The sequence below is a fragment of the Hymenobacter frigidus genome (genome assembly GCF_014640435.1).
Lineage (GTDB): Bacteria > Bacteroidota > Bacteroidia > Cytophagales > Hymenobacteraceae > Hymenobacter > Hymenobacter frigidus.
Genome location: NZ_BMGY01000033.1, coordinates 1 through 23,554, shown reverse-complemented (window position 1 = coordinate 23,554; position 23,554 = coordinate 1). Strand labels below are relative to the sequence as shown.

Annotated in this window: 17 protein-coding genes; 10 read left to right on the top strand and 7 right to left on the bottom strand. The window is 61.1% G+C overall.

All coding sequences use genetic code 11. The features are described from left to right. From IEW17_RS15250 to IEW17_RS15235, 4 genes are all read left to right on the top strand, one after another. Positions 1–1,038, top strand: a complete 1,038-nt coding sequence (locus IEW17_RS15250; RefSeq protein WP_188562922.1) for an amidohydrolase family protein — start codon at positions 1–3, stop codon at positions 1,036–1,038. Positions 1,039–1,107: 69 nt separating this feature from the next. Further along, positions 1,108–2,403, top strand: coding sequence for a kynureninase (gene kynU, locus IEW17_RS15245; RefSeq protein WP_188562921.1), 1,296 nt, complete (start codon positions 1,108–1,110; stop codon positions 2,401–2,403). 71 nt (positions 2,404–2,474) lie between these two features. Further along, positions 2,475–3,185 carry a hypothetical protein gene (locus IEW17_RS15240; protein WP_188562920.1) on the top strand — a complete coding sequence of 237 codons (711 nt, stop codon included), beginning with the start codon at positions 2,475–2,477 and terminating at the stop codon, positions 3,183–3,185. 55 nt (positions 3,186–3,240) lie between these two features. Beyond that, on the top strand, positions 3,241–3,849 hold the full coding sequence (locus IEW17_RS15235) for an alpha-ketoglutarate-dependent dioxygenase AlkB family protein (protein WP_188562919.1): 609 nt from the start codon (positions 3,241–3,243) through the stop codon (positions 3,847–3,849). On the opposite strand, the gene IEW17_RS15230 is transcribed toward IEW17_RS15235, so the two are convergent. Both IEW17_RS15230 and IEW17_RS15225 read right to left on the bottom strand, forming a co-directional pair. Further along, positions 3,846–4,046 (bottom strand): hypothetical protein, encoded by a 201-nt coding sequence (locus tag IEW17_RS15230; RefSeq protein WP_188562918.1) that lies wholly within the window; start codon positions 4,044–4,046, stop codon positions 3,846–3,848. The genes IEW17_RS15235 and IEW17_RS15230 overlap by 4 nt on opposite strands. 117 nt (positions 4,047–4,163) lie before the next feature. Then, positions 4,164–6,758, bottom strand: coding sequence for a TonB-dependent receptor (locus IEW17_RS15225; RefSeq protein ID WP_188562917.1), 2,595 nt, complete (start codon positions 6,756–6,758; stop codon positions 4,164–4,166). Positions 6,759–7,506: 748 nt separating this feature from the next. On the opposite strand from IEW17_RS15225, the gene IEW17_RS15220 reads away from it, so the two are divergent. Then, positions 7,507–8,886, top strand: coding sequence for an FAD-dependent oxidoreductase (locus IEW17_RS15220; RefSeq protein WP_188562916.1), 1,380 nt, complete (start codon positions 7,507–7,509; stop codon positions 8,884–8,886). Positions 8,887–8,971: 85 nt separating this feature from the next. Here the strand turns inward: IEW17_RS15220 and IEW17_RS15215 are convergent, their stop codons facing one another. After that, complete coding sequence (locus IEW17_RS15215) at positions 8,972–9,388, bottom strand: hypothetical protein (protein ID WP_229749036.1); 417 nt, start codon at positions 9,386–9,388, stop codon at positions 8,972–8,974. A 220-nt stretch (positions 9,389–9,608) separates the two neighbouring features. On the opposite strand from IEW17_RS15215, the gene IEW17_RS15210 reads away from it, so the two are divergent. Next, on the top strand, positions 9,609–10,325 hold the full coding sequence (locus IEW17_RS15210) for a LytR/AlgR family response regulator transcription factor (protein WP_188562914.1): 717 nt from the start codon (positions 9,609–9,611) through the stop codon (positions 10,323–10,325). On the opposite strand, the gene IEW17_RS15205 is transcribed toward IEW17_RS15210, so the two are convergent. Beyond that, entirely contained in the window at positions 10,322–10,855 is a 534-nt protein-coding gene (locus IEW17_RS15205; protein ID WP_188562913.1) for a hypothetical protein, read from the bottom strand. The genes IEW17_RS15210 and IEW17_RS15205 overlap by 4 nt on opposite strands. Positions 10,856–11,209: 354 nt before the next feature. Here IEW17_RS15205 and polA point away from each other — a divergent pair, with 354 nt between their 5' ends. After that, entirely contained in the window at positions 11,210–14,098 is a 2,889-nt protein-coding gene (polA, locus tag IEW17_RS15200; RefSeq protein WP_188562912.1) for a DNA polymerase I, read from the top strand. Positions 14,099–14,563: 465 nt separating this feature from the next. Here the strand turns inward: polA and IEW17_RS15195 are convergent, their stop codons facing one another. From IEW17_RS15195 to IEW17_RS15190, 3 genes are all read right to left on the bottom strand, one after another. Continuing rightward, positions 14,564–18,052, bottom strand: a complete 3,489-nt coding sequence (locus IEW17_RS15195; protein WP_188562911.1) for a T9SS type A sorting domain-containing protein — start codon at positions 18,050–18,052, stop codon at positions 14,564–14,566. A gap of 420 nt (positions 18,053–18,472) precedes the next feature. Further along, on the bottom strand, positions 18,473–18,595 hold the full coding sequence (locus IEW17_RS21255; RefSeq protein WP_262891837.1) for a hypothetical protein: 123 nt from the start codon (positions 18,593–18,595) through the stop codon (positions 18,473–18,475). A gap of 111 nt (positions 18,596–18,706) precedes the next feature. After that, on the bottom strand, positions 18,707–20,845 hold the full coding sequence (locus IEW17_RS15190; RefSeq protein ID WP_188562910.1) for a sigma-54-dependent Fis family transcriptional regulator: 2,139 nt from the start codon (positions 20,843–20,845) through the stop codon (positions 18,707–18,709). A gap of 245 nt (positions 20,846–21,090) precedes the next feature. On the opposite strand from IEW17_RS15190, the gene IEW17_RS15185 reads away from it, so the two are divergent. The 3 genes from IEW17_RS15185 to IEW17_RS15175 all read left to right on the top strand — a co-directional run bounded on the left by IEW17_RS15185 (position 21,091) and on the right by IEW17_RS15175 (position 23,375). Continuing rightward, positions 21,091–22,425 carry a TolC family protein gene (locus IEW17_RS15185; protein ID WP_188562909.1) on the top strand — a complete coding sequence of 445 codons (1,335 nt, stop codon included), beginning with the start codon at positions 21,091–21,093 and terminating at the stop codon, positions 22,423–22,425. Between the two features lie 168 nt (positions 22,426–22,593). Next, the gene (locus IEW17_RS15180; RefSeq protein ID WP_188562908.1) at positions 22,594–23,043 is read left to right on the top strand and encodes a universal stress protein; all 450 of its coding nucleotides are present in this window, start codon (positions 22,594–22,596) and stop codon (positions 23,041–23,043) included. 50 nt (positions 23,044–23,093) lie between these two features. Further along, positions 23,094–23,375 (top strand): hypothetical protein, encoded by a 282-nt coding sequence (locus IEW17_RS15175; RefSeq protein ID WP_188562907.1) that lies wholly within the window; start codon positions 23,094–23,096, stop codon positions 23,373–23,375. Positions 23,376–23,554: the final 179 nt, after the last annotated feature.

Here is a 23,554-nt window from a genome sequence, read left to right as displayed (position 1 = left end):
TTGTTAAGCATCGATATTCACACCCACATTCTGCCCGAGCGCTGGCCCGATTTGGCCCAGCGGTACGGCTATGGGGGTTTCATCCGGCTCGACCACCACAAGCCCTGCTGCGCCCGCATGATGCAGGACGACAAGTTCTTCCGCGAAGTGCAGGACAACTGCTGGGACCCCGAAGTACGGATGCGTGAGTACGACCAGTTTGGGGTGCAGGTGCAGGTGCTGAGCACGGTGCCCGTCATGTTCAGCTACTGGGCCCAGCCGCTGGACTGCCTGGATTTGAGCCAGCTGCTGAATGACCACATTGCCGATGTGGTGCGCCGCTACCCCACCCGCTACGTGGGCCTAGGCACCATTCCGATGCAAGCCCCCAAGCTGGCCATCAAGGAGTTGGAGCGCTGCCTGAGAATCGGCCTGGCCGGCGTGCAGATTGGCTCGCACGTGAATGACTGGAATCTCGACGCGCCCGAGCTGTTCGAAATCTTCGCCGCCGCCGAGGAATTAGGCGCCTGCGTATTCGTGCATCCCTGGGACATGATGGCCCAGCAGAAAATGCCCAAGTACTGGCTGCCCTGGCTGGTGGGCATGCCCGCCGAAAGCACGCTGGCCCTGTGCTCGCTGATATTCGGCGGCGTGCTGGAGCGCCTGCCCAACCTACGCGTGGCCGTGGCCCACGGCGGGGGCTCGTTTGCCAGCACCATCGGGCGCATCGAGCACGGCTGGCAGGTGCGCCCCGACCTCTGCGCCGTGGATAACCCCCACAACCCGCGCAAGTACCTGGGCAAGTTCTGGGTCGACTCGCTGGTGCACGACCCGCTGATGCTGGATTACTTAATTAAGACGCTGGGAGCCGATAAAATCACGCTCGGCTCCGACTATCCCTTCCCATTGGGCGAATTGGAACCCGGCCAGCTCATCAGCTCCATGCCGGTTTCAGCCGATATCAAAGCCCAAATGCTGGGCCAGAACGCGCTGGACTGGCTCGGGCTTTCGGCGGAGCGGTTTGGCCACGGCCTAGGTACGGCGGCTCGCGCCCACTAGTGGCGCTCGCCCGCAAGGCCATAACCTTATGTTAGCACCGGCGCGGGCTTTGCGCCGACCTTTGCCCTTATGACTGCTGCCCTTGCTTCCACACCCGCCGCCCACCTCGACGCGACCGACCCACTGGCCGCCTTCCGCCAGGAGTTTCACCTGCCGGCCGGCCCTAATGGGCAGCCTTGCGCCTACTTCTGCGGCAATTCGTTGGGTCTGATGCCCAAAGCGGCCCGCGCCGCCGCCGAGCAGGAGTTTGACTCTTGGGAACGACTGGGCGTGGAAGGTCATTTCCAGGCGCCCTCGTTCTGGATGCACTACCACGACACCCTCACCGAAGCCAGCGCCCGCCTGGTGGGGGCGCTGCCGCTGGAGGTGGTGGTGATGAACAACCTGACCGTGAATCTGCACCTGTTGCTGGTGTCGTTTTACCGTCCCACCGCCACACGCTACAAGATTCTGATGGAAGGAGGGGCTTTTCCTTCCGACCAGTACGCTATTGAAAGCCAGGCCCGAATGCACGGCCTCGACCCCGCCGAGGCCATTGTGGAGCTGGTGCCGCGCCCCGGCGAATACACCCTGCGCACCGAGGACATCGAAGCCAAAATCGCGGAGCTTGGCAACTCGTTGGCTACCGTCCTCATCGGGGGCGTGAATTACTACACCGGGCAGGCCTTCGACATGGCCACCATCTCGCGGGCGGGCCACGCGGTGGGCGCCTACGTGGGCTTCGACCTGGCCCACGCGGCCGGCAACCTGGCGCTGCACCTGCACGACTGGGACGTGGATTTCGCCTGCTGGTGCACGTACAAATACCTGAATTCGGGCCCCGGCGGCACCTCGGGCGTGTTCGTGCACGAGCGGTTTGCCCATCGGCCCGACCTGGTGCGCCTGGCCGGCTGGTGGGGTCACGACGCCTCGGTGCGGTTTCAAATGAAGAAGGGCTTTCAGCCTATGGCCGGCGCGGCGGGCTGGCAGCTGTCCAACGCCCAGATTTTTCCGATGGCCATTCACCGCGCCAGCCTCGCCCTGGTGGAGCGGGCCGGCGGCATGGCCGCCCTGCGGCGCAAGAGCGAGCAGCTCACCGGCCGCCTCGAAAGCCATATTCTGAACCTGGGGCTGCCCACGTCGCAGCTCGAAATCATCACGCCGGCCGACCCGGCCCAGCGCGGCTGCCAGCTCTCTGTGCTGGTGCATCGGCGCGGGCGCGAGCTGTTCGATTTTCTGGCCGCGCAAGGCATCATCGCCGACTGGCGCGAGCCCAACGTCATCCGCCTGGCACCCGTACCGCTCTATAATTCGTTTGAGGACGTGGACCGGGTGGGCGGAGCGCTGGCGCGCTTTTTCAGTGAACAGTCAGCCGTGAACAGTTAGCAGTTATTTCTGTCCTCACGTTTATTATGTCTCACTGTTCACCGCCAACTGTTAATTGTTAACTGACTCAAATGGAAGATTACGCCGCTAAGATGCTGCCCAAGACCGACGCGGCCCTGCGCGAATACGTGACCGGCCATGTGCAGTACCGAGAGGCCGCCGTGCTGGCTGCCTTCGATGAGCTGCGCCGCCGGGGCCAGCCCGCGCCCGAAGAAGAAGCCCTGCGACCCGGCCTGGAAGTGGCCGCCGCCCACCAGCGCACCCTCGACGAAGCCGCCGAAGTGGAACGCCGCCAGGCCCTGCCCCCCGCTGCCGCCGAGGCTACCACGAGCGAAACCGACGAAACTGCCCCGGCCCTGTACTCGCCGGTAGCCGTCGTGCTGTTTTCCATTCTCCCGGTATCCACCATGATAACGGGCGGGGTGCTGATGTGCATGAACCTCTACCGGCTGGGAAAGAAACGGGCCACGCTGGGCCTGGCGATTTTCGTTGTGGCTTATTTTTTCGCGGGTTCGGCCTTGGTCAACTGGGCGGTGTTTCAGCAGGGACTGAGCCCTATTTGGGGAGTTTTACTGTTCAATTTGCCGGCGGCGCTGATATATGTGCTGTGGGTGTGGCCGCGCTACATTGGCAGCACCAATTTTCGGAGCCGTAGCATTCTCGCGCCCATTTTGGTGTGCATGCTCATTGTCTGGGGTGCCCAGCGCATCATGCCCTACCTCATCAAGCAACAGCCTAAGGAAGTCCGCGAACGGCTGGAGCGAATGCAGAAGCAGCCCTAACCCGACCCAACCACCCGGGCGCGCCAGCCATGCGCCCCGTTCTTACTGCTTGCTCATGGCGCTCTCGCCGCTGTCGTTGCCGCAGGCCGATTTACTCTTCGACCCGGCTTTTTTAGCGCAAACGGAAGCTGCTGCGCTACTGGCCGAGCTTACGGCTGATGCGGCGTGGGAGCAGCGGGCCATTCGCATGTTTGGGCAGCAAATCCCGCAGCCCCGCCTCACGGCCTGGTACGGCGACCCCGATGCCCGCTACACGTATTCGGGCCTGCGCTGGGAGCCGCGCCCCTGGCTACCGGCCCTGCACGCCCTGCGCCAGCGCCTGGAAACCGCTACCGGCACCCGCTTCAACAGCGTGTTGCTGAACCTGTACCGCGACGGGCGCGACAGCATGGGCTGGCACGCCGACGACGAGCCCGAGCTGGGCCCCGCCCCCGCCATTGCCTCGCTCAGCCTGGGGGCTACGCGCCGCTTCCGGCTGCGCCCGCGCGCCGGGCTGGCGCATGCCCCCCTGGCCCTCGACCTGCCGGCGGGCAGCCTGCTGCTCATGCGCGGGCCCACCCAGCAGTGCTGGCAGCACGCACTCCCCAAAACGGCCCGCCCCGTGGGACCGCGCCTCAACCTTACGTTTCGGTGGGTGGCCGGGGCCGCACCGCCGGCAGGCTAGTAGCGGATGCCCGAGTGGCCCCACAGGCGCGGGCAAAACCCCTGTCCCACTTCGTAGTCTCCCACCCGAAAGGCTGCTACCAGCTCCCTTGGCAGCATTTGGGCTGGGGGCGCGGTGGTCACTGCCTGGGGCGAGGGAGGCCCATCGAACCGAGTAGCAGCAGACTTGTGCCGCTGGGCAATAGTTGATTTGGGCATAGGGCACGGAGGAATTAAAGCAGCTTAGAGCGGTTTAATTGTGCAGCAAAAGGGCCCCGTTCTATCCGAACGGGGCCCTATGCTGGAATGTACCGCCGTGACCGGCCCAGGCAGTATTTATTTTATGTCGAACAACAGGCCGACATATACGAGGCGGCCGTAGTTGGGCGCGCCATACACCTGCAGGTTGGGCGCATCGAGCAGGTTGGTGCCGCCGGCCTGCACGGTGGTGTGCAGGGGTTTGAGGGTGTAGCCAACCTGCGCGTCCAGGGTTTGAGCGGTGGGCACGGTGCCGGTGGCAAAGGTTGACTCGTAGAGAAAGCTGTCGACCCAGCGGTAGTTCAGGTTGTAGCTCAGGGCGCGGTCCAGCAGCAGACCGTCGACGCCGAGGTTGAACTTGTTACGCGGCGTATTGAAGAATGACTGGGTGCCGACCTTGAAATCCTTCGTGATGAGGTCGTTGTAGCTGTAGTTGCCGCTCACCGTGAGGGCTGGGGCAAAAGCATAACTTAACGTGAGGCCCGCGCCCTGGCTCTTCACCTGCTGGTTCACGTTAGTGGCAATCTGGATAACGCGGGTAGACAGGGCGCTGTTCTGGAAGCGGCCGGGCGCGGCAGCCCCGATTTGGGCGGCGGTAGGCCGGCTACCGTCGATGTTGCCGATGAAGTTTTGGGTAGCGATGAAGTTATTGTACGTGTTGTAGAAGTAGTCCACATCGATGTACAGTTTCTTCACGAGTTGAGCACGGTAGCCTACCTCATAGCTGTTCACTTCCTCTAGCTTGAGCGCGGCGCTGCTGTACTCATAGCCGGCCAGCTCGGCCGTGCGGGTGGGGGCCAGGATGCCGGGCAGCTGGCTGGCCAGCGGGGTGGTGTAGCCCTGGAAGCCGCCGCGCACGTTGCCCAGCAGAATGGCCCGGCCCACGTCGAGCTTGATGTACTGGTCGTTCTGGGTAGGCGCGCGGAAGGCGCGGCTGAAGCTGGCGCGGAAGTTCTGGAGCTTATCGGGGCCAAGCGAATAGACCACCGAGGCGCGGGGCGAAAACGCCGTACCGAAGTTCTGGAAGCGGTCGACACGGCCGGCGGCGGCCAGCTTCAGGTGGTCATCAAGCAAGGTTTTGCTGACCTGGGCATAAGCACCGTATTCGTAGTTCTTGATGCGCTCCCCGTCCCGGGTATCCTCAAACAAGCTGCCATCGGAACCCAGCAAAAACTGACGGTAGGCCGCGCCCACCGTTACATCGGCAAAGCTGTTGTTGAAAGTATACTGGCCGCTACCCTCGTTCAGAATGGAGCGCAGAATCAGGCGGGCCCCCTGGCCCGGTGTTGGGTTATGGATAATTTGGTTGCGGGCGACATCAAACTCCTTCGTGCCGGGCTGGAGCAGCGGAGCATTGGTGTTAGCGAAGTCTCGAGCCGTTTTGGCAGCGGCATCGGTATTGTTGCCGTTAGTGGCATATGCCTGGTTGTACCTGATGGCATAGGTATTGAAGTACCGCTCGGCATAGCTTACGGCTCTACCAGTAGCATCCACCACCGGAATGGTGAGGTTGCCATTAGCATCCTTGGCCAGGGCCTGTTGCGCCTGCAAAAATCCCCCCAGGAACCCCAGGTTGTAGGAGCCATCCGTCTGCGGGTCGCGCCCGCCCGAGTAGTCACGCGTGGTGAAGCCCCGCACGAACCAGTTGTTACCTTCGAGCTGCACGCGGGCTTGGTGGGCACCACTGTTCACAAAACGGTAACGGCTAGCGCTTTGATAAGTAGTGTTGGCGTTGGTGTACCTGTAGTCGATGGTGGCTTTCAGGTTGCTGGTCAGCAGCACGGCCAAGCTAGGGGCAATTTTGTAGGAGTGGGTTTTGTTGTCGTCAGCCACCAGTTCGGCTTCCGAATAACCGGGCAGAAACACCGTTTTGCCCGCTAACGCACCGCCAGTAGCCGTGAACGTGTTGCCAACGTCACCGTAGCGGCTCACCGCGTCGTAGCCCAGGTTAGAGCCGGCGGCGTTGTTGCCGGGCTCAATCAAAGTTGAGGTGGCACTTTGGTTGTCGGCCAGGAAATCGTTGGCCGTCGTAGCCCCGCCCGAAATCTTGAACGCTACCCGCTCCCCGATTTTGGTGGCGTAGCGCAGCTGGCCGTCCAGCATACTGCGGTTGCCGCCGCGCAGGCGCACCGTCAGGCCGGGGTCGCGGAACGGGTCTTTCGAGTTGGTGAGCAGTACGCCGTTAAAAGCGTTGGCACCGTAGAGGGCCGAGGCCGGGCCGTGCACAATTTCCACGCTGGCCACGTCGAGCACCGGAGTGCCCAGCAGGTTGCCAAAGTAGCTGCTCAGACTCGGAACTTGGGTGTCCATGTAGTCGGCCAGCTGAATAACCCGCTCCGAGCGCGAGGAGTTGAAACCCCGCGTGCTGAAGCTGGTCGTGAGCATACTGGAGCTGCTCACGTCGATGCCCTTAAAGCGGCCGAGGCCGGCCACCAGGTCGGGCGTGGTGATTTGCTCCACCTGGCGCTGGCTGAGTTTTTCCACCGTTACTGGTACCTGGCCAATGCTTTCCTCCACGCGGGAGGCCGCTACCACCACCTGGTCGAGCACGGCGCTGGGCCGCAGCGTTAGGCTGATGGCATTGTCGGCTGCGCTCAGCGGCAGCTCCTGCGTTTCGTAGCCAATAAACGAGACCGTGAGGGTGACTGGGCCCTTGGAAAAATCCGCTTTCATCTGAAACTGGCCTTCCTAGTTGGTACTGCTGCCCGTGTAAGTTCCTTTGACAATGACCGTGGCTCCCGGCAGGGGTGTGCCAGCTTCCGTTTACACAGTACCGCTGATGGCCTGAGGACCCTGAACCCAGCTACACAGCGGCAACAACAGAGATAAAAGAATAAGTAAGTACCGATTTTGAATAAGGTTAATTTTGAAGAATCTAGCTGCAAAAATACCGCTAATTCTTCGCATTATTCCCTATTTCAACCCGTTAGTTCCCAAGCAATATTATCATTTTGATTATTCAAATAACAGTTGGTTAATATCTAATATCTGGATGGCCCGACAGTTGGGGGTCGCCCTGCTGCCCCACTACGTATGCGCCCACGCGCAGCACCGCCTGAATCTGAGTAGGCAGCGGCACCTGGACTGGGACTAGGCGTCGCCCCGCGGCTTGGCTGGGCAAGTGGCTAAGTGTGGGTGCGGGGTACAAAAGCCACAGGGCCGTGCGGCGGTGGGCAGCCCGGCAGCGGCAGCGCTCAAAACCAACACGTTTATATCGAGCGTGAGTCAAAGTGAATAAGAGTTTAGGTCTAATTCGTCAAAGGTCTGGCAAGTGTTGCCCGACAATGTATTTTTCCGATTAAGTATATCAATTAGCCGGTGAATAACCCTCCTCACCCGATGACGCGAATGCGCCCGCCGGGGCCAAGCGCCGGAGCGGCAGTAATTTCGTTGCCCCACCCACCCCGTTCACCTCGTCCTTATGTCAACTACTGCTTCTCATTCGCCTGCTACCGAGCCCATCACCGTGATGGGGGCCGGCCTGGTGGGTTCACTGTTATCGCTTTACCTGGCCCGGCGCGGCCACCCGGTGCAGGTATTTGAGCGCCGCGGCGACCCGCGCCGGGCCGGATTTCAGGAGGGGCGCTCCATCAACCTGGCGCTGTCGGACCGCGGCTGGCGCGCCCTTGGCGGCGTGGGCGTAGCCAATGATATTCGCCAGGTAGGCATTCCGATGACCGGCCGCGTGATGCACGACGTGCAGGGCAACCTCACCCGCCAGCCCTACGGGCACGAGGGGCAAGCCATCTACTCGGTGAACCGTGGGCACCTCAACCGCCGCCTCCTCGACCTGGCCGAGGCGCAGACCGGCGTGCAGCTGCACTTTGGCCAGCAGTGCTTGGGCATCGACCTGAAGCAGCAACAGCTGAGCCTGCTGGATACAGCTACCAAGGAGGCCCACACCGTGCCTTACACCCGGCTTTTTGGTACCGATGGCGCGTTCTCGGCAGTGCGTAGTGCTATGCAAAGAACTGACCGCTACGACTATTCGCAGGACTACCTGGAGTATGGCTACAAAGAGTTGACCATTGCGGCGGGTCCTAACGGTACGTGGCTGCTGGAGAAAAACGCCCTGCACATCTGGCCGCGCGGGCAGTACCTCATGATTGCGCTGCCCAACCTCGACGGCTCCTTCAACTGCACGCTGTTCTTTCCCTACGAAGGCCCCGAAAGCTTTGCCGCCCTGCAAACGCCGACCGATGTCACGGCCTTTTTCACCCGCGTATTCCCCGATGCCGAACCGCTGATGCCCGCGCTGGAGGAGGAGTTTTTCAAGCATCCCACGGGCTCGCTCGTCACCATCAAATGCTTCCCCTGGAAGCACGACGACAACGTGATGCTGCTCGGCGATGCCTCGCACGCCATTGTGCCGTTCTACGGCCAGGGCATGAACTCCGGGTTTGAGGATTGCAGCGTGCTCAATGAGCTGCTCGACCAGCACGGCGACGCCGCCTGGCCCACCATTTTTGCCGAATTTCAGCGGCAGCGCAAGCCCAACACGGACGCCATGGCCGACCTGGCCCTCTACAACTTCACCGAAATGCGCGACCGCGTGGCCGACCCCCGCTTTCTGCTCCAGAAGAAAATTGAGGCCAAAATTTCAGCCCAGTTTCCTGGCCGCTGGACGCCGCTGTATTCGCAGGTCACGTTTTCGCACACGCCCTATGCCGAGGCGTGGGCCGCCGGCCAGCGCCAGGATGCCATTATGAGCCGCCTCATGCCCCACATTCAAACCGAGGCTGATTTTGACCAATCCGCCGTACAGGCATTGGTGCACCAGGAAATGGCGGCGCAGGCGTAGGTACCGAACAGCAGCTTGATTTAACTAAAACGAGCCCCCCGAATTCGAGATTCGGGGGGCTTGCTTACTATGCGGCGAACTACAACTAATGTACTGCCAGTTCGGTACCGTCAAGCGGCAGAGTGGTGCCGGCTAGCCGCTGGCACAGCGCTGCGTAAGCGTTCAGCTGACTAAGCGCCAAAACTTTATGCAATGCACTGAGATACTGCGCCTGGGCCCGTGCAAAGTCGGCATCGGTGACGGCCAGTACCAAGGCGCGGCGCTCGGCCGCGGTGTGCCGCTCCACGGTGTGCCGCTGCGCCGTAGAGAGTAGCAGGGCATCGTCGAGAAAACAGGTAATGCGTTGCGCATCACGCATGTGCCGCGACAGGCTGGGAGCCGCCGTTTCGTTGCGGGCTTCGGTGACAGCCGTTTTGAGTGGCCTGGGCCGGCCGGTTGCCGGCGCTCCCAAACCACCCATCAGCAAAAATATTCCTATCAGGCACATATGTTTCATTAGCATCGGGCAAGTGACTAATAGTGGTGAGTTGCGACCAACGTATAACTGTCATTCTTAGTACACCACAAAACTATATAAAAATCACCACATAACTATCAGAATAAAATATATTCATTTTCTGGATGAGCGCGCACTTTTGGCCGGTGAGTGGTTACTTTATGACTGCGAACGGAAAAATTCATTATCTATACCGTAGCACCACTCATTCCTTCCGACTTTTGCTATGCTGACTTGTGCCATCATTGACGACGACGAGATTAACCGTCTGACCCTCGAACACTACGTTGAGCTTACTCCCAACCTGAAGCTGGTGGCCTCGCTGGCTGATGGCATTGCCGGACTCACTTTTTTCCAGGAAGGCAACCACGTGGATATGTTATTCCTGGATATCGAGATGCCCCACCTTAGCGGCCTGGAGCTGTTGCGCGTGCTTACGGACCCGCCCGAAGTCATTATCACTACCGCCCGGCAGGATTTTGCGGTAGATGCGTTCGAGCTGAGCGTGACCGACTATCTGGTGAAGCCCTTCGACTTTGCCCGGTTTACCCAAGCGGTGCAGCGCGTGCAGCAGCGCCGCCCGGTGGCCGCCCCCACCGCCGCGCCCGCTGCGGATATTCCCACATCGGCCGACCTGTTTGTGAAAGTGAACAGCCGCATGGTGCGCGTCAATTTCGACGAGGTTCTTTACGTGGAAGCGCTATCTGACTACGTCAACATTGTGACGCTCAAGCATAAATACATCGTTTACACCACGCTCAAGGCGCTGGAAAACCGGCTTTCCCCTTTTCCCAACTACGCGCGGGTGCACCGCAGCTATTTACTTAACACCCAGCACATTGAGTCCATCGAGGACAACACGGCCAACTTGCACGGCGGACACTTCGTGCCCATCGGCAAGTCGTATCAGGATAGTTTTTACAAGAGTTTGCAGCGCATCTAGGAGCTGCTGCTTGGCGCAGACAAGCGCGACCACGCCCGCCCTAACTGCTGGGTTACGTTGGTGCCAAAGACGAAGCTGGCACCGTAACCTACGGTAGAGCCATTAGCTCTTAGGGCAGCAGCGCGGCTTGGAGCCGAGGCACATCGGCCCGCGGCTGGGGCATCAGCTGGCCGAACCCCTGCCGGACGCACTGCAGGTACAGCACCCGGTCGGGCTGGGCGTGATTCGTCGAGCTGTAGAAGCCGCCGGCAGGCCCGGGCCTGCCCCTGCCCCCGGTAGGTGCCCACCAGCTCACGGCGCAGGTTGCGCACCTCCAGCTGCACGTCGACCACGTATTGGTACTTGGCCCACGGAAAGCCGAATAAATTGAGCCCGCCCATCGTCAGGCCCGAAACCAAGGCGTAGCCCAGGCCCGCCCGCGCCGTTACGCGCCGCGTTTGGAGCACCAAAAAGCCCGGTGGCTTGCCATAGGGTTCGGTCAGCACCTCGCGGGTTTCGCGCTCAAACAGCGCACGTACGTCGGTCGGCACCGCTTGCGGGTCGAGGGAGGGGCAATGCGTCGGCTTTGGATTTCGGGCGTGAGGGTGGGCAGCCGAATGGGCAAGATTTCGGTGGTCGGGTTGAGCAGGGCGGGGTCAAAAGACCGGCATCCGGCGACGAATAATAGCCCGCGAGCAAAGAGCACGATTTTCATAGCATCACTGGCCAGGAATCCGACTTTAATGTTCTATGGTTCAGAATATATGCTGCAAGTCCAGCTGAGAACAGGCCTTATTCCTGCCACTGCCGGACGGCTACTTGCAAGTGCGAATATGCTCAGGCCCGAGCACGAAGGATAAGCCAGCCGTTGTTTCCTTCTCCATTGCCGCACGTACCTTCGCCGTATGCCCGAACCCACCGCCGCTCCCGCCAAAAAACTCTTCCTGCTCGACGCTTTTGCCCTCATCTACCGCTCGCATTTCGCGTTCAGCAAGAATCCGCGCATCAACTCCAAGGGCATGAACACGGGGGCCGTGCTGGGCTTCACCAATACGCTGGTGGAGGTGCTGCAGAAGGAAAAGCCCACGCACATCGGCGTGTGCTTCGATGGGCCTAAAAAGACCTTCCGGCACGAGCAGTTTGCCGAGTACAAGGCCCAACGCCAGGCCATGCCCGAGGACATCGGCATTGCCCTGCCCTACATTAAGAAAATCATCCAGGGCTTCCACATTCCCATCCTGATGATGGACGGCTTTGAGGCCGACGACGTGATTGGCACGCTGGCCCAGAAGGCGGAAAAGGAAGGCTTCGAGGTGTTTATGATGACGCCCGACAAGGACTATTGCCAATTGGTGACGGAGAACATCAAAATCTACCGCCCCGCTTTCATGGGCAACGCGGCCGAGATTCTGGACGTGGCCCACGTGCTGGCCCGCTTCGAGATTGAGCGCGTGGAGCAGGTGATTGACATTCTGGGCCTGCAGGGCGATGCCTCCGACAACATCCCCGGCATTCCCGGCATCGGTGAAAAGACGGCCAAGACGCTGATTCAGAAGTACGGCTCGGTGGAAAACCTGCTGGCTCACGTAGACGAGCTCAAGGGCAAGCAGCAGGAAAACGTGCGCAACTTCGCCGAGCAGGGCCTGATGAGCAAGGAGCTGGCCACCATCCACGTGAACGTGCCGCTCGATTTCGAAGCCGACAAGCTGGTGCTCGATGCGCCCGACGAGGCCACGTTGCGCGAGCTGTTTGAGGAGCTGGAGTTTCGGCAGCTGGCGGCCCGCATTCTGGGCGGCGGCCCCGAGCGTACCCCGGCCAGCGTGGCCAAGCCCGGCAGCACGCCGGTGCGCCGGCCCAAGCTGGTGCCCGGCGGCCAGGCCTCGCTGTTTGGCAGCAGCGAAGATGCGGCCGTGGCCATTGGGGCCGAGGAGGGCGAAACCGACCGTTTCGGTGCGCCCGCCGGGCCGCGCAAGCGGCTCGAAGACGTGCCCTACCAGTACCATTTGATGGACACGCCGGAGCTGCGTAAGTCGCTGCTCAGCTTTCTATTGCAGCAGGCCGAGGTCAGCTTCGATACCGAAACTACCGGGCTCGACACCATGACGGCGCGGCTGGTGGGCATGAGTTTCTGCTGGCTGCCGGGCGAGGCCTACTACGTGCCCGTGCCCACCGACGACCAGGCCGCCACCCAAGCCGTTGTGGACGAGTTCTGCCCGTTTTTTGAGTCGAAAAACATTGTGAAAATCGGCCAGAACATCAAGTACGACCTCACCATTCTCAAGCACTACGGGGTCAACATTTCGGGGCCGCTGTTCGATACGATGCTGGCCCACTACCTCATCGAGCCCGACATGCGTCACAACATGGATGTGCTGGCCGAAACCTATCTGCACTACTCGCCGGTGCCCATCACGGACCTCATCGGGCCCAAAGGCAAGAAACAGATTACCATGGCCGACCTCAGTCCGGCCGCCGTGAAAGACTACGCCTGCGAAGACGCCGACGTGACCCTGCAGCTCAAGCACGTCTTCGAGCCCATGCTGCAGGAGCTGGGACTGCTGGGCCTGCTGAACGACGTGGAAAACCCGCTGGTGCCCGTACTGGCCGACATCGAGTACGAGGGCATTCGGATTGATTCCGGGGCCATGAACGAGTATTCGGCCGAGCTGCAGGGATACATTCGGGAGCTGGAGAAGCAGATTTTTCAGCAAGCCGGGCAGGAGTTCAACATCGGCTCGCCGAAGCAGCTGGGCGAGGTGCTGTTCGATAAAATGGACATCGGCAAGGGCAAAATCAAGAAAACTAAGACTGGCCAGTACGCTACCGGCGAGGAAATCCTGAGCCAACTCGCCGCCGAAAACCCCATCGCCGCCCTCATCCTCGAATACCGCCAGCTCACCAAGCTGCGCAGTACCTACGTGGAGGCCCTGCCCCAACTGGTGAGCGTGGTGGACGGCCGCGTGCACACCAGCTTCAACCAGGCCGTGGCGGCTACCGGCCGGCTCAGCAGCACCAACCCCAACCTGCAGAACATCCCCATCCGCACGGAGCGGGGCCGCGAAATCCGCAAAGCCTTCGTGCCGCGCGATGAGCACCACGTGCTGCTCGCGGCCGACTACTCGCAGGTGGAGCTGCGCATCATGGCCGACTTCTCGGGCGATAAAACCATGATTGAAGCCTTCCGCCGGGGCATTGACGTGCACGCCAGCACCGCCAGCAAGGTGTTTCACGTTCCCATTGAGCAAGTGGACAGCGAGATGCGCCGCAAGGCTAAAACGGTCAATTTTGGCATCATCTACGGCATTTCAGCCTTTGGGCTGGCCCAGCGCATCGGCATCAGCCGCAAGGAAGCGACCGAAATCATTGACACGTACTTCCAGGAATTCCCGTCGGTGAAGGCCTTTATGGACGATAGCATCAACCGGGCCCGGGAGCTGGAATACGCCGAAACGCTGCTCAAACGCCGCCGCTACCTGCGCGACATCAACTCGCGCAACGCCACGCTGCGCGGCTACACCGAGCGCAACGCCATCAACGCCCCCATCCAAGGCACGGCCGCCGACATCATCAAGATGGCCATGATTAATATCCACTCCTGGCTGCGCGAGGAGAAGCTGGGCACCAAGATGATACTGCAGGTGCACGATGAACTGGTGTTCGACGCCGTGGCCGAGGAAGTGACCTACATCACCCCCAAAATCAAGGAGTTGATGACCACGGCGCTGCTGCTGCCCCGCGGCGTACCGCTGGAAGTGGAAGTAGGCTCGGGGAAGAACTGGCTGCAGGCGCATTAAGCAGTTGGCCACGAGTAACCATAGGAACGGCGCGTCTGGTGTAACCTCACCCCCGGCCCTTCTCCCGTGGAGAGGGGAGCCAGCCGCTCGAATTGTTTAACGTACCCCTCTCCGCGGGAGAGGGGCCGGGGGTGAGGTTACCGGGACCGTGCAAAAGGCCCGGTTACTTGTGGCTGAGTACTTATCCCTTATTCGCAAACGCAAAAGAGCCCAGAACGTCAGACGCTCCGGGCTCTTTTATATCTTCTGGAAAACTACTTCTTCTGGGTCACTTTGGTCTTGCCGGAAACCTTGTCTTGCACTTCGGTTTCGTTTTCCTGCTCGTTGTTTTTGGTGGTATTGGCCCAAATTCATGCTAGCCGCCAGCGTTTTCCGGCCGGTGGGCCGCTGCCCGGCCAGGTAAGCCAAAAAAATGAGGAGCCGAAGCTCCTCATATTGTGCTGATGGCGCGGGGTTGGTCCGTTACTAGAGCTTCACCAACCGCTGCGTAACACTCAGGGCCGCACCCTGAATACGCACCAGGTATACCCCAACGGGGAGGCTCGCTATCCCTAATTCTACTTCCTGCCCACCCTGGGCCTCACTTGCCAGCAGTTGCTGCCCCGTGAGGCTAAGCACCGTTACGGTGTAGGAGCCCGCGGGCAGCAGGGCGAGGCTGCAAACCACTGAGGCCGAGGCTGGGTTGGGGTAGAGCAGCACCCGCGCCTCTGGCTTGGCCTGGCCGAAAGTAACCACGCGCACCGGCGAGTAGGCCGCCGTGCCGTCGTGGTCTACCTGGCGCAGGCGGTAGTATACCGTGGTGCCGAAGCGGGCAGCAGCAGCGTCGCGGAACGTGTAGGCGTGGGGCTGACTGGAATTGCCCTGGCCGGCCACTTCTCCCACCCGCATGAATCCGAGCCCCGTTGCCGAGCGCTCCACTTCAAACCGGGCATTGTTCTTCTCCAAAGCGGTACGCCACGTCAGCACCGCGTCGGCGTCGACGGCGCTCACTACGAACTCGGTCAGTTCCACCGGCAGCGGACCGGAGTAGGTAATGGTCTGGGTACCGACCGTCTGGATGCAGTTCGTGGTGCTATTGGTACCCCGCACGGCATAGGAGGTGCTCGTGGCGGTGGTATTCACCGGGCCGGTGGGCAGGTTCAAGTCGGCACCGGTGCCGTTCTGGGGGGCACCCACAGTGGTATTGGGCGAGTTGCTGGTGTTAATGAGCTGGTACGAGATGCCGGTTTCCGAGCTTTGCACGATGATGTTGGTGCCTGTGCGGGCGGCCTGGTTGGTGCTCAGGGTGGCATTTTGGGCCGAAACCGTGCGCGTGAGCGGCAGTGGGTTCACCGTCAGGTTCGCCGCTGGGGAGCTCTGCTGGCAGTTCACCGCCCCGATGGAGAACGTGTTTAGCGTGAGCGGGTAGGTGCCGGCCGTGGTGTACACGGGCGTGGTAATGGTGATGCTGGTACCGGTGCCCACCTTTGAGGTACCCACGGCCGTGCTGCCGGCGTCCTGCAAGGTGTATATAATGCCCTGCTCGGCGTTGGCCACTGTGAATGTAGCGCTGTTGTTCTGGCACACGGCCGCTGGCGCGAGCGCATTGCTGGCCAGCGTAGCGCAGCCCACCGTCACGGCGTTCGAAAATGCGCTTTCGGCCTGGCCCGCAGCCGTGGCCGTGGCCGTGAGCACGCCACCGGCGTAAAGCGCGGGCGCGGTTGGGGAGGCGCTTAGTCCACTCAGCGTCCACCCGCCGTCGCTTTGCACGGTGGTAGTGAGAATGGCCCCGGTGATGGGGTCGATGAGCGGGTAGCCGTCTTCGTACACGGTGATGATGCTGCCCACCGGGGCGGCCGAAGTGCCGGAGACGGAGGTACCCCGCTCCGTATAGGTGCCCGTAATGACGGGCACGCTGCTGGTGCGCGTGAGCACAGCCACCACGTTGGAGAAGCTGCTGGTCTGGTAGTCGGTGGGTGTCACGGTGGCCTTCACGCTGCTGTTGGCGGCCAGGGCCGGCACCGTCACGCTCCAGCTACCATTAGGCTGCACAGTGGCGGTGTAGGTGCCGGTGGGGGTACCCGTGCCATTACTGGCCGCGTACGTGGTCAGCGTGATGGTGGAGCCGGGGGCTTCTACCGACGTGCCACTCACGGTGGTACCGCCCGTGTAGAGGGGGCTGCTCACCACTGGCGGCACCACCGTACGGGGAGCCACCACGTTTCGCGTCACCGTGGCTGAAATACAGCTGCCACCGTTTACATTGGCGTAGATGGTGAGTATGCGCCCGCTGGTTAGGATGGGCAGGCTAGCCCCCGTGAAGATAAAATTACCGCCCGTGGCCGTCACGCTGCTATAGCGGCTGCCATCTACAAAGAGCGTAACGGCCGACCCGCTTACGGCCGTACCAGCTATGCTGGTGGTGCTGGGCGTAATCGGGTTAGGCGTGGTCACCACCGGGGTAGCGGTGGGGGGGGTGGTGATAAGATTGATGCAAACGGAAGCAGCCGGTGATTCGCAGCTAGTGTTGATAGCCATCTGAGAAACGAAGAAGGTGCCCAATAAATCACCCTGTTGCCCGTTGGTGCAACTGCTTGTATTGCCGCCTTTGGTGGTAAAAAAGAATTGGCCGGCAGTATTGGCAATCACCGGGTTTAGCTCAAGACTTTTGTTTGTATTCGGGGACGCCGGAACCAGCGTGCCATCCGGGTAGCGTAGATACACCGTGGCTCCGGGAGTGGCCGTGCCAAAAACTCCGCTGTTGCTGGCGCAGCTAATGCTGGGCGCAGCCGTAGCACAGGCTGGCGTGGGGCCCACCTGAACTTCGTTGGAAAAATCCGACATCGACTTGCCGGTGGCCGTGGCTGTGGCCTTCACCAACGCACCGGTGACCAGGGGCGTGATGCCCGTCAGGGTCCAGGTGCCGTTGGCTTGCACCGTGGTCGTAGTGCCCAGGGCCGAGCCGTCCACGTACACCGTGATGACGGTGCCTGCGACTTCAACCGATGTGCCGCTCACCGAGGTGGCCTCGCTCAGGATGGGCGAGTTCACGACTGGTGGCATCGAGCGGGACGGAATGTTGTTGCCCGTGGTGGTGGGCACGGTGCCGCCGCTGGTGGGCGTGGCGTTGGTAATAAGGTCGATGAAAGCGTTGTCCGGGTCGGAGTAGGCGGCGTCGTTCACTCCGGCCACGTCGGAAATATTCTGGTAGTGCGTCACGCTGTGCGGCGCGATAATGGTGTTGGCCACCAGGCGCAGGGGCGTGTTCAGCGTGAAAGCAGGGAAATACGTTTGAATGGTGGCCAGGGGTATGTAGAAGTCATAGAACACGTCCAAGCTGCCATCATTGGCAGTGGCGGCCACGGCTTTTTGTGCGTAGCTGGCGTAGGGCAGCTCGATGAGGCTGCCGTCGGGGGCAGAGCCGCTGGGCGATATTGTGCCGTCGATGTTGTAGAGGCGGACACCAAAGTTGGTGGCCAGCAGGATTTCCATCTCAAAGCCGGGGTTGTGCGCCACCGCGTTGGGGTCAGCGTTCGGGCCGCTGAAGCCAAACTTATTGTCGGTGTCGATGGCAATGCTGTAACCCTTGGAGTTGGGCGCCGAGCCACCGAGGCGGAAGCGGAACATGTAGTTCTGGCTGCCATCCACGTAAAAGCCCACTGAGTTACCCCCGCCGGGCACGTCGGCGAAGTCGGTGAACTTGTTGTTTGGGCCCACGCGCAAGTCGGCGTTGGGCTCCACCGTCACACGTTGGGGCAGGTACTTGTACGGGATTTCGCTTTGGGTGCCCAGGTCACCGGCCGCGGCGGTGAAGCCGGCCGGGGTGGCCGAGACGTAGCCGTCGCCGTTGGGGTCAAGTATATCACCACCGGGCTTGCCCGCCGTGGCCGGCTTGAAGATGATACCGGGCGTCGGGGTCTGTCCCCAAGCCGAAAGCCCGCCGAGGCTGCCCGCTAGAAGCAGGACGACAAGCATGTGAAGCAAGCGGACAAAACCTGAATGGGAAGTAATATTCGTCATGAGCGCAGACTGAAGTGATATAAGCAATCCAATTATAGATTGACAAATGTAATATCACTTGGCACGTCTGCACAAAAAAACTAGCTTAATGTACTATAATTGATGCCGAAAGGAAAAGTAGACCGGGCGAAGGCAATTGCTGGGTCGGGCCGACCGCAGGATGGCGGGCGGCACCACCTCTTCTCTGCACGCTCACGCCCGCACAGCAGCTTTAAAAGCGTACCAGACCGATTTACGGGTAAATCGATGCCGTCCTTGGCTCCTTCCCGAAAAGTATACCAACACGCTCTGGGACCATACACGCAACTCCTATTCGCAAACGCAAAAGAGCCCGGAACGTCAGACGCTCCGGGCTCTTTTGTGTCTTCTGGAAAACTACTTTTTCTGAGTCACTTTAGTCTTGCCGGAAACCTTGTCTTTTACTTCGGTTTCGTTCTTCTTCTCGTCGCGCTTGGTAGCGGGGTCGGTGTGCTTGGGGGTGGTGACGGGCGTAGCCATGAGTTGAGCGATAATTAGTGAAATGATACCCACTTGTACGCCCCGCCTAAATTGATGGCTATGCAGCTGGCCTAAAAAGCCATAAATATACTGCTGCCCCCTCCCCGGCCATCATGGCGCCTCCACGCCCACCGTGCGCCGGATGCCCAGCTTTTTCATGCGCGCTTCCAAGGTTTTGGGGTTGATATCGAGCAGCAGCGCCGCGCCCTGCGCCCCACTCACGCGGCCACCCGTGCGGGTGAGGGCGGCCATAATATGGTCGCGCGCCTGCTCTTTCAGGGTCTTGAGCGGGACATTGCCAAGGACCGAAATTGCGGCCGTACCACCCGCTGCCAGCGGGGCCGCCGCAAAGCCCCCGAACTCCAGGAACGGCCCCTGGCTCACGATGATGGCCTGCTCCAGCACATGCTCCAGCTCCCGGATATTGCCAGGCCAGGCATAGGCCTGCAGGGCCGCCAAATCGGCGGGACGCACCTGGCGCGGGGGCTTGCCAAGGCGCTTGCTCAAGCGCTGAACGAAGTGGCGCAGCAGCGGCTCAATGTCTTCGCGGCGCTCGCGCAGGGGCGCCAGCTCGATGGGGAAGACGTTGAGGCGGTAGTACAAATCGGCCCGGAAGCGGCCGGCGGCCACTTCATCGGCCAGCACGCGGTTGGTGGCGGCTATCACGCGGGCGTCGGAGTGCAGCACTTTGGTGCCGCCCACGCGCTCAAATTCCCGCTCCTGCAGCACGCGCAGCAGCTTGGCTTGCAAGTCGAGCGGCAATTCCCCGATTTCGTCGAGGAAAATGCTGCCGCCATTGGCCAGCTCGAACTTGCCCACGCGGCGCTCCACGGCGCCGGTGAAGGCCCCTTTTTCGTGGCCAAACAGCTCGCTTTCGATGAGTTGGGCCGGCAGCGCGGCGCAATTGGGCTTGATGAGGGCGCGGGCGTGGCGCGGCGAAACGTTGTGCAGCTCACGGGCCACCAGCTCCTTGCCGGTGCCGGTTTCGCCCGAAATCAGCACGGTGGTGTCGGTGGGAGCTACCTGGCTGATGCGCAGCTGCACCTGCTGCAGGGCCGGCCCACTGCCGACGAACGTACCCGAATCGGCTCCGAACCGAACGGAGGTGTTGATTTCGTCCACCAGGTAAGTCCGTTCCTGCTCCACCAGGGCTTTCAACTCCTCAATCTGCTCGAAGGCAAAGAGGTTTTCCAGGGCCAGCGCAATCTGAGGCGTGAGGCCCTGCACAGTGGCCAGGTCTTCGGGCCGAAAAGCATCGGGGTGGGCGGCTGAAAGCGTGAGCACGGCCGCACCATCGGGACGCTGCCAAATGGGGGCCACCAGTAAGGCGCGGGTATGGTAGTGCTCATACACGTAGCGCAGGCGGGGGTAGCGCACGGCCAGGGCCCTGAATTCGGGACCGGAGTAAATGGCGGCGACTTGCAGCAGCTCGGTACTCTGCTGGTAGATGCCGGCTTCGTTGCGCAGGCTTTCGTCCTGGTCACGGTCGGGCCCCAGGGCTTCGAGCGGGGCTTCGGCACCGGTGCGCCAAAATTCGGCAAAAGCCTGAAAAGCCTGCCCCTGTCCCGCCCGCTGCACCCGAATTCCGAAGTACTCGAAGGGCACCACCTGGCTCAGCGCCTCGGCCACGGCCCGCAGCAGCGGCTCGCGCTGCTTGATGCTGAGCAGCGCGTTGGTGATGTGGAGCTGCAGCGTCCGCTCCTGCTCGCGGCGGGCTACTTCCTCGAAAGCCAAGGTGTTAGCCACGGCTACGGCGATGAGGGAGCCGATTTTTTCCAGCAGCCTTTCGTCGTTGCTTGATAGGTTGGGATTGCGGCGCGATGCCAAGATGAGAAAGCCCGTGAGGCGGCCGCCGGTACTCAGCGGCACGGCCGTAACGTGCATGATATCGAGGCGCTTCATGCGGGTAAAAGGCTCGTAATCGGGGTAGTCGCCCATGTATTCGAGCAGCGTGATTTGGTGCACGTGCGGGGCCGCCACCAGCTGCTCGATGGGCGAGCCGGCGATGGGCGAAAAAGCATTGGGGTGGCCTGGCAGGGCGGGCAGCAAGTCTTCTTCGCCGTAATAGTCGCGCAGAAAAAGTCGCTTGTTCTTCAACTCGGCATCAAAAACGTTGATGCCGATAAGGTCGAAAGGAAAGATGAGCCGCAGCTTCGTAGTCACGATTTTGAAGAGCAAATCCTTGTCACGAATCGTGGCGATGGCTTCGTTGATGTGCAGCAGCAGCAACGTTTCGTCCTGATTGGGCATGGTCGTCCTCGTTATCTCGTCACGGCATCCTACTCCATATTTTCCTGAAATATCAGGACCTAATTATGAGCAATTCCTATTATTTGAGGAAAACAGGGGCCACGTATTTTTGTTCGCTCCAAGGTTTTTTGGTTGAAATACGCCTTATCAGCCTTACAAATGGCTTTTCGGAAATCAACAACGCCACATAAAGCCCTTGGCACAGCTTTCGGTAGGCCGATGCTTGATTCAACTCTGCTTTCCCTATGTTTTCACGCTTTTCTTCCCCGGCTGTTGCGGCATTTGCGCTGGCGCTATTGGGTGCCGGTGCGGCCCGGGCGCAATCCGCGCCGGGCATCGATGTCATCTCGGATTCGCTGACGCTAGACGGCACCGTGCGCTCGGTGCTGGATGCCAACCCGGCCATTACCACGCTCGATGAGCTGGCCAATGCGGCTACCGGCCGGCTGGCCCAAACGCGCACCGGATTTTTGCCGCAGGTAACGGGCACGGCTACTTATTCCCGCATCGACCCCGTGGTGCAAATACCGTTGAGCGGCGAGTCGTTTCAGATTGCGCCCAACAACAACTACGATGCCCACATCACGGCGCAGTACCTGCTGCTCGATTTCGGCAAGAGCAGCGCAACCGTGAAGCTGGCCGAAGCGCAGGTGCAAACGGCGAAGGATAACGTGACCGTGACCCGCCGTGACCTGGCGTTCAACGCCGCGCAGGTGTACTACAACATCCTGTTTATGCGCGAAAGCATTCGGGTGCAGGACGCCCAGATTGTGTCCCTGCAGGCCCACCGCAACGAAATGCAGAAGCGCGTGGATGGCGGCGTGAGCACCAGGTTTGACGTGACAACCACCGATGTGCGCATCACCCAGGCGCAGAATACGCGCATCGACCTGCAAAACCAGCTTCGCAACCAGCAGGTGCAGCTGGCCCGGCTGCTGCACAAGCCCGCGCAGGCCGACTTGCCGGTGAAGGGCCGGCTGGCCTTCCAGCCCCAGGCCGAGGATGTGGATGCCGAGTTGAAAAAGGCCTACGAAAACCGTCCCGAAATCAAGCTGGCCCGCGATGCCGAGACGTCGGCCACGCTGCAGCAGCGGCTGATTGAGCGCAGCAACATGCCCAGCCTGGGCGTGGGCGCGCAGGTGGGAGCCAAAAACGGCTACCTGCCCAACCTCAACCAAATCCGCCCCAACTCGGTGGGCGTGGTGCAGCTCTCGGTGCCGATTTTCGATGGCAACAAGAACAAGAACCAGCGCGTGGAAGCCCTGGCCAACTCGCGCAGCGCCGTGGCCCGCACCCAGGACACGCAGGAGCAAATCCGCGCCGACGTGCGCCAGGCCGCGAACAACCTGGAATTCAGCCAAGCCCGCTACGAAAACTCGCAGCAGCAAATCGCCCAGGCTACCGATGCCCTCATCCGCGCCCAGGGCCGCTACCGCTACGGCGTGGGCCAGAACCTCGACGTGCTCGACGCCGAAACCCAGCTCGCCCAGGCCCGCCTGGCCCGTGCCCAGGCCATGTACAATTACACTCTCGGCCAGTACCAGCTCAAGCGCGCCACCGGCGAGGTGATTTGGAAGTAAAAACGAAGAAACAGATGTCATGCGCATCTGGCGTCAGCGCAGCCGAATCATTCCTACTTCATTGGTAATTAATACTTTCTTAAATGAAGCGGTAGAGATGCTTCGACTCCGCTGCGCTCAACGTAACGTTCTTTTTTTCACCTGATAGATTTTTTTCCTGCTCCAAAAATGACCCTCTCCTCCATCCTTTGTCCGCTTGACTTCTCGGCTGAATCGGCGGGGCTGGTGGCCTATGCGGCGGCGCTGGCCGTGGCTACCGGGGCCGAGCTGCGCCTGCTCCATGTGTGCGAGCCGCAGGAAGACCCCACTGGCCAACAACCGGATGCCCAGGTATTTGCATCCTGCACCGAGCGGATGCTGACCTTGCGGGTCTCGGCCGAGCGGGCCGGTGTGGCGCGTGTGCACACCGGCATGGTGCGCGGCGAAGCCGCCCCGGAAATCGTGGCTGAAGCCAGCCGCCAGCAAGCCGACCTGATTGTTATCGGCGCACACGGCCAAACGGGCCTCACCCGCTTTCTGATGGGCAACACTGCTGAAATCGTGCTGCGCACGGCTCAATGCGCCACCCTGCTGGTGCGCGCGCCACTACCGCCGCAAACGGGCCCGGCCGCTGATTAACGCCTGCCACGCCTTTCTTCTCAACCCTGATACCCGAAATACTTACCAAGATGGCCCAGAGCGAAACTTCTCCCAACGTGCAAAACACCCCGGCGCCTTACCCCAATGCAGCTACTACTGAAGGCGAGCCCATGGAGGCCCCCAAGCGTCGCAATCCGCTCGTGCTCATTATTGTGGCCGTGGTGCTGTTGGCCGGGGGCTACTATGGCTGGACGCGCTATCAGTTTGCCAAAGCTCACGAAAGCACCGACGACGCCCAGGTCGAGGGCGATGTTTTTCCCATCCTGCCCCGCGTGGGCGGCCCGGTGCTCGCAGTGAAAGTAGTGGTCTGACAGTTTAGTTTTGAGTTTTTTCTTTGGTCAGGTCGGCGTACCTGTTTTTTAAGGTGTCGCGGGCCTTCTCGGTGGTGAAGGACCAGTTCACTTTGGTCGCAGCGGCATTTCGATGGGCTTGCCAAATCAGGGCCTCTTCTTCGAGTTGGTGCGCGCTGCCAATGCGTCGGTCCAGGCAC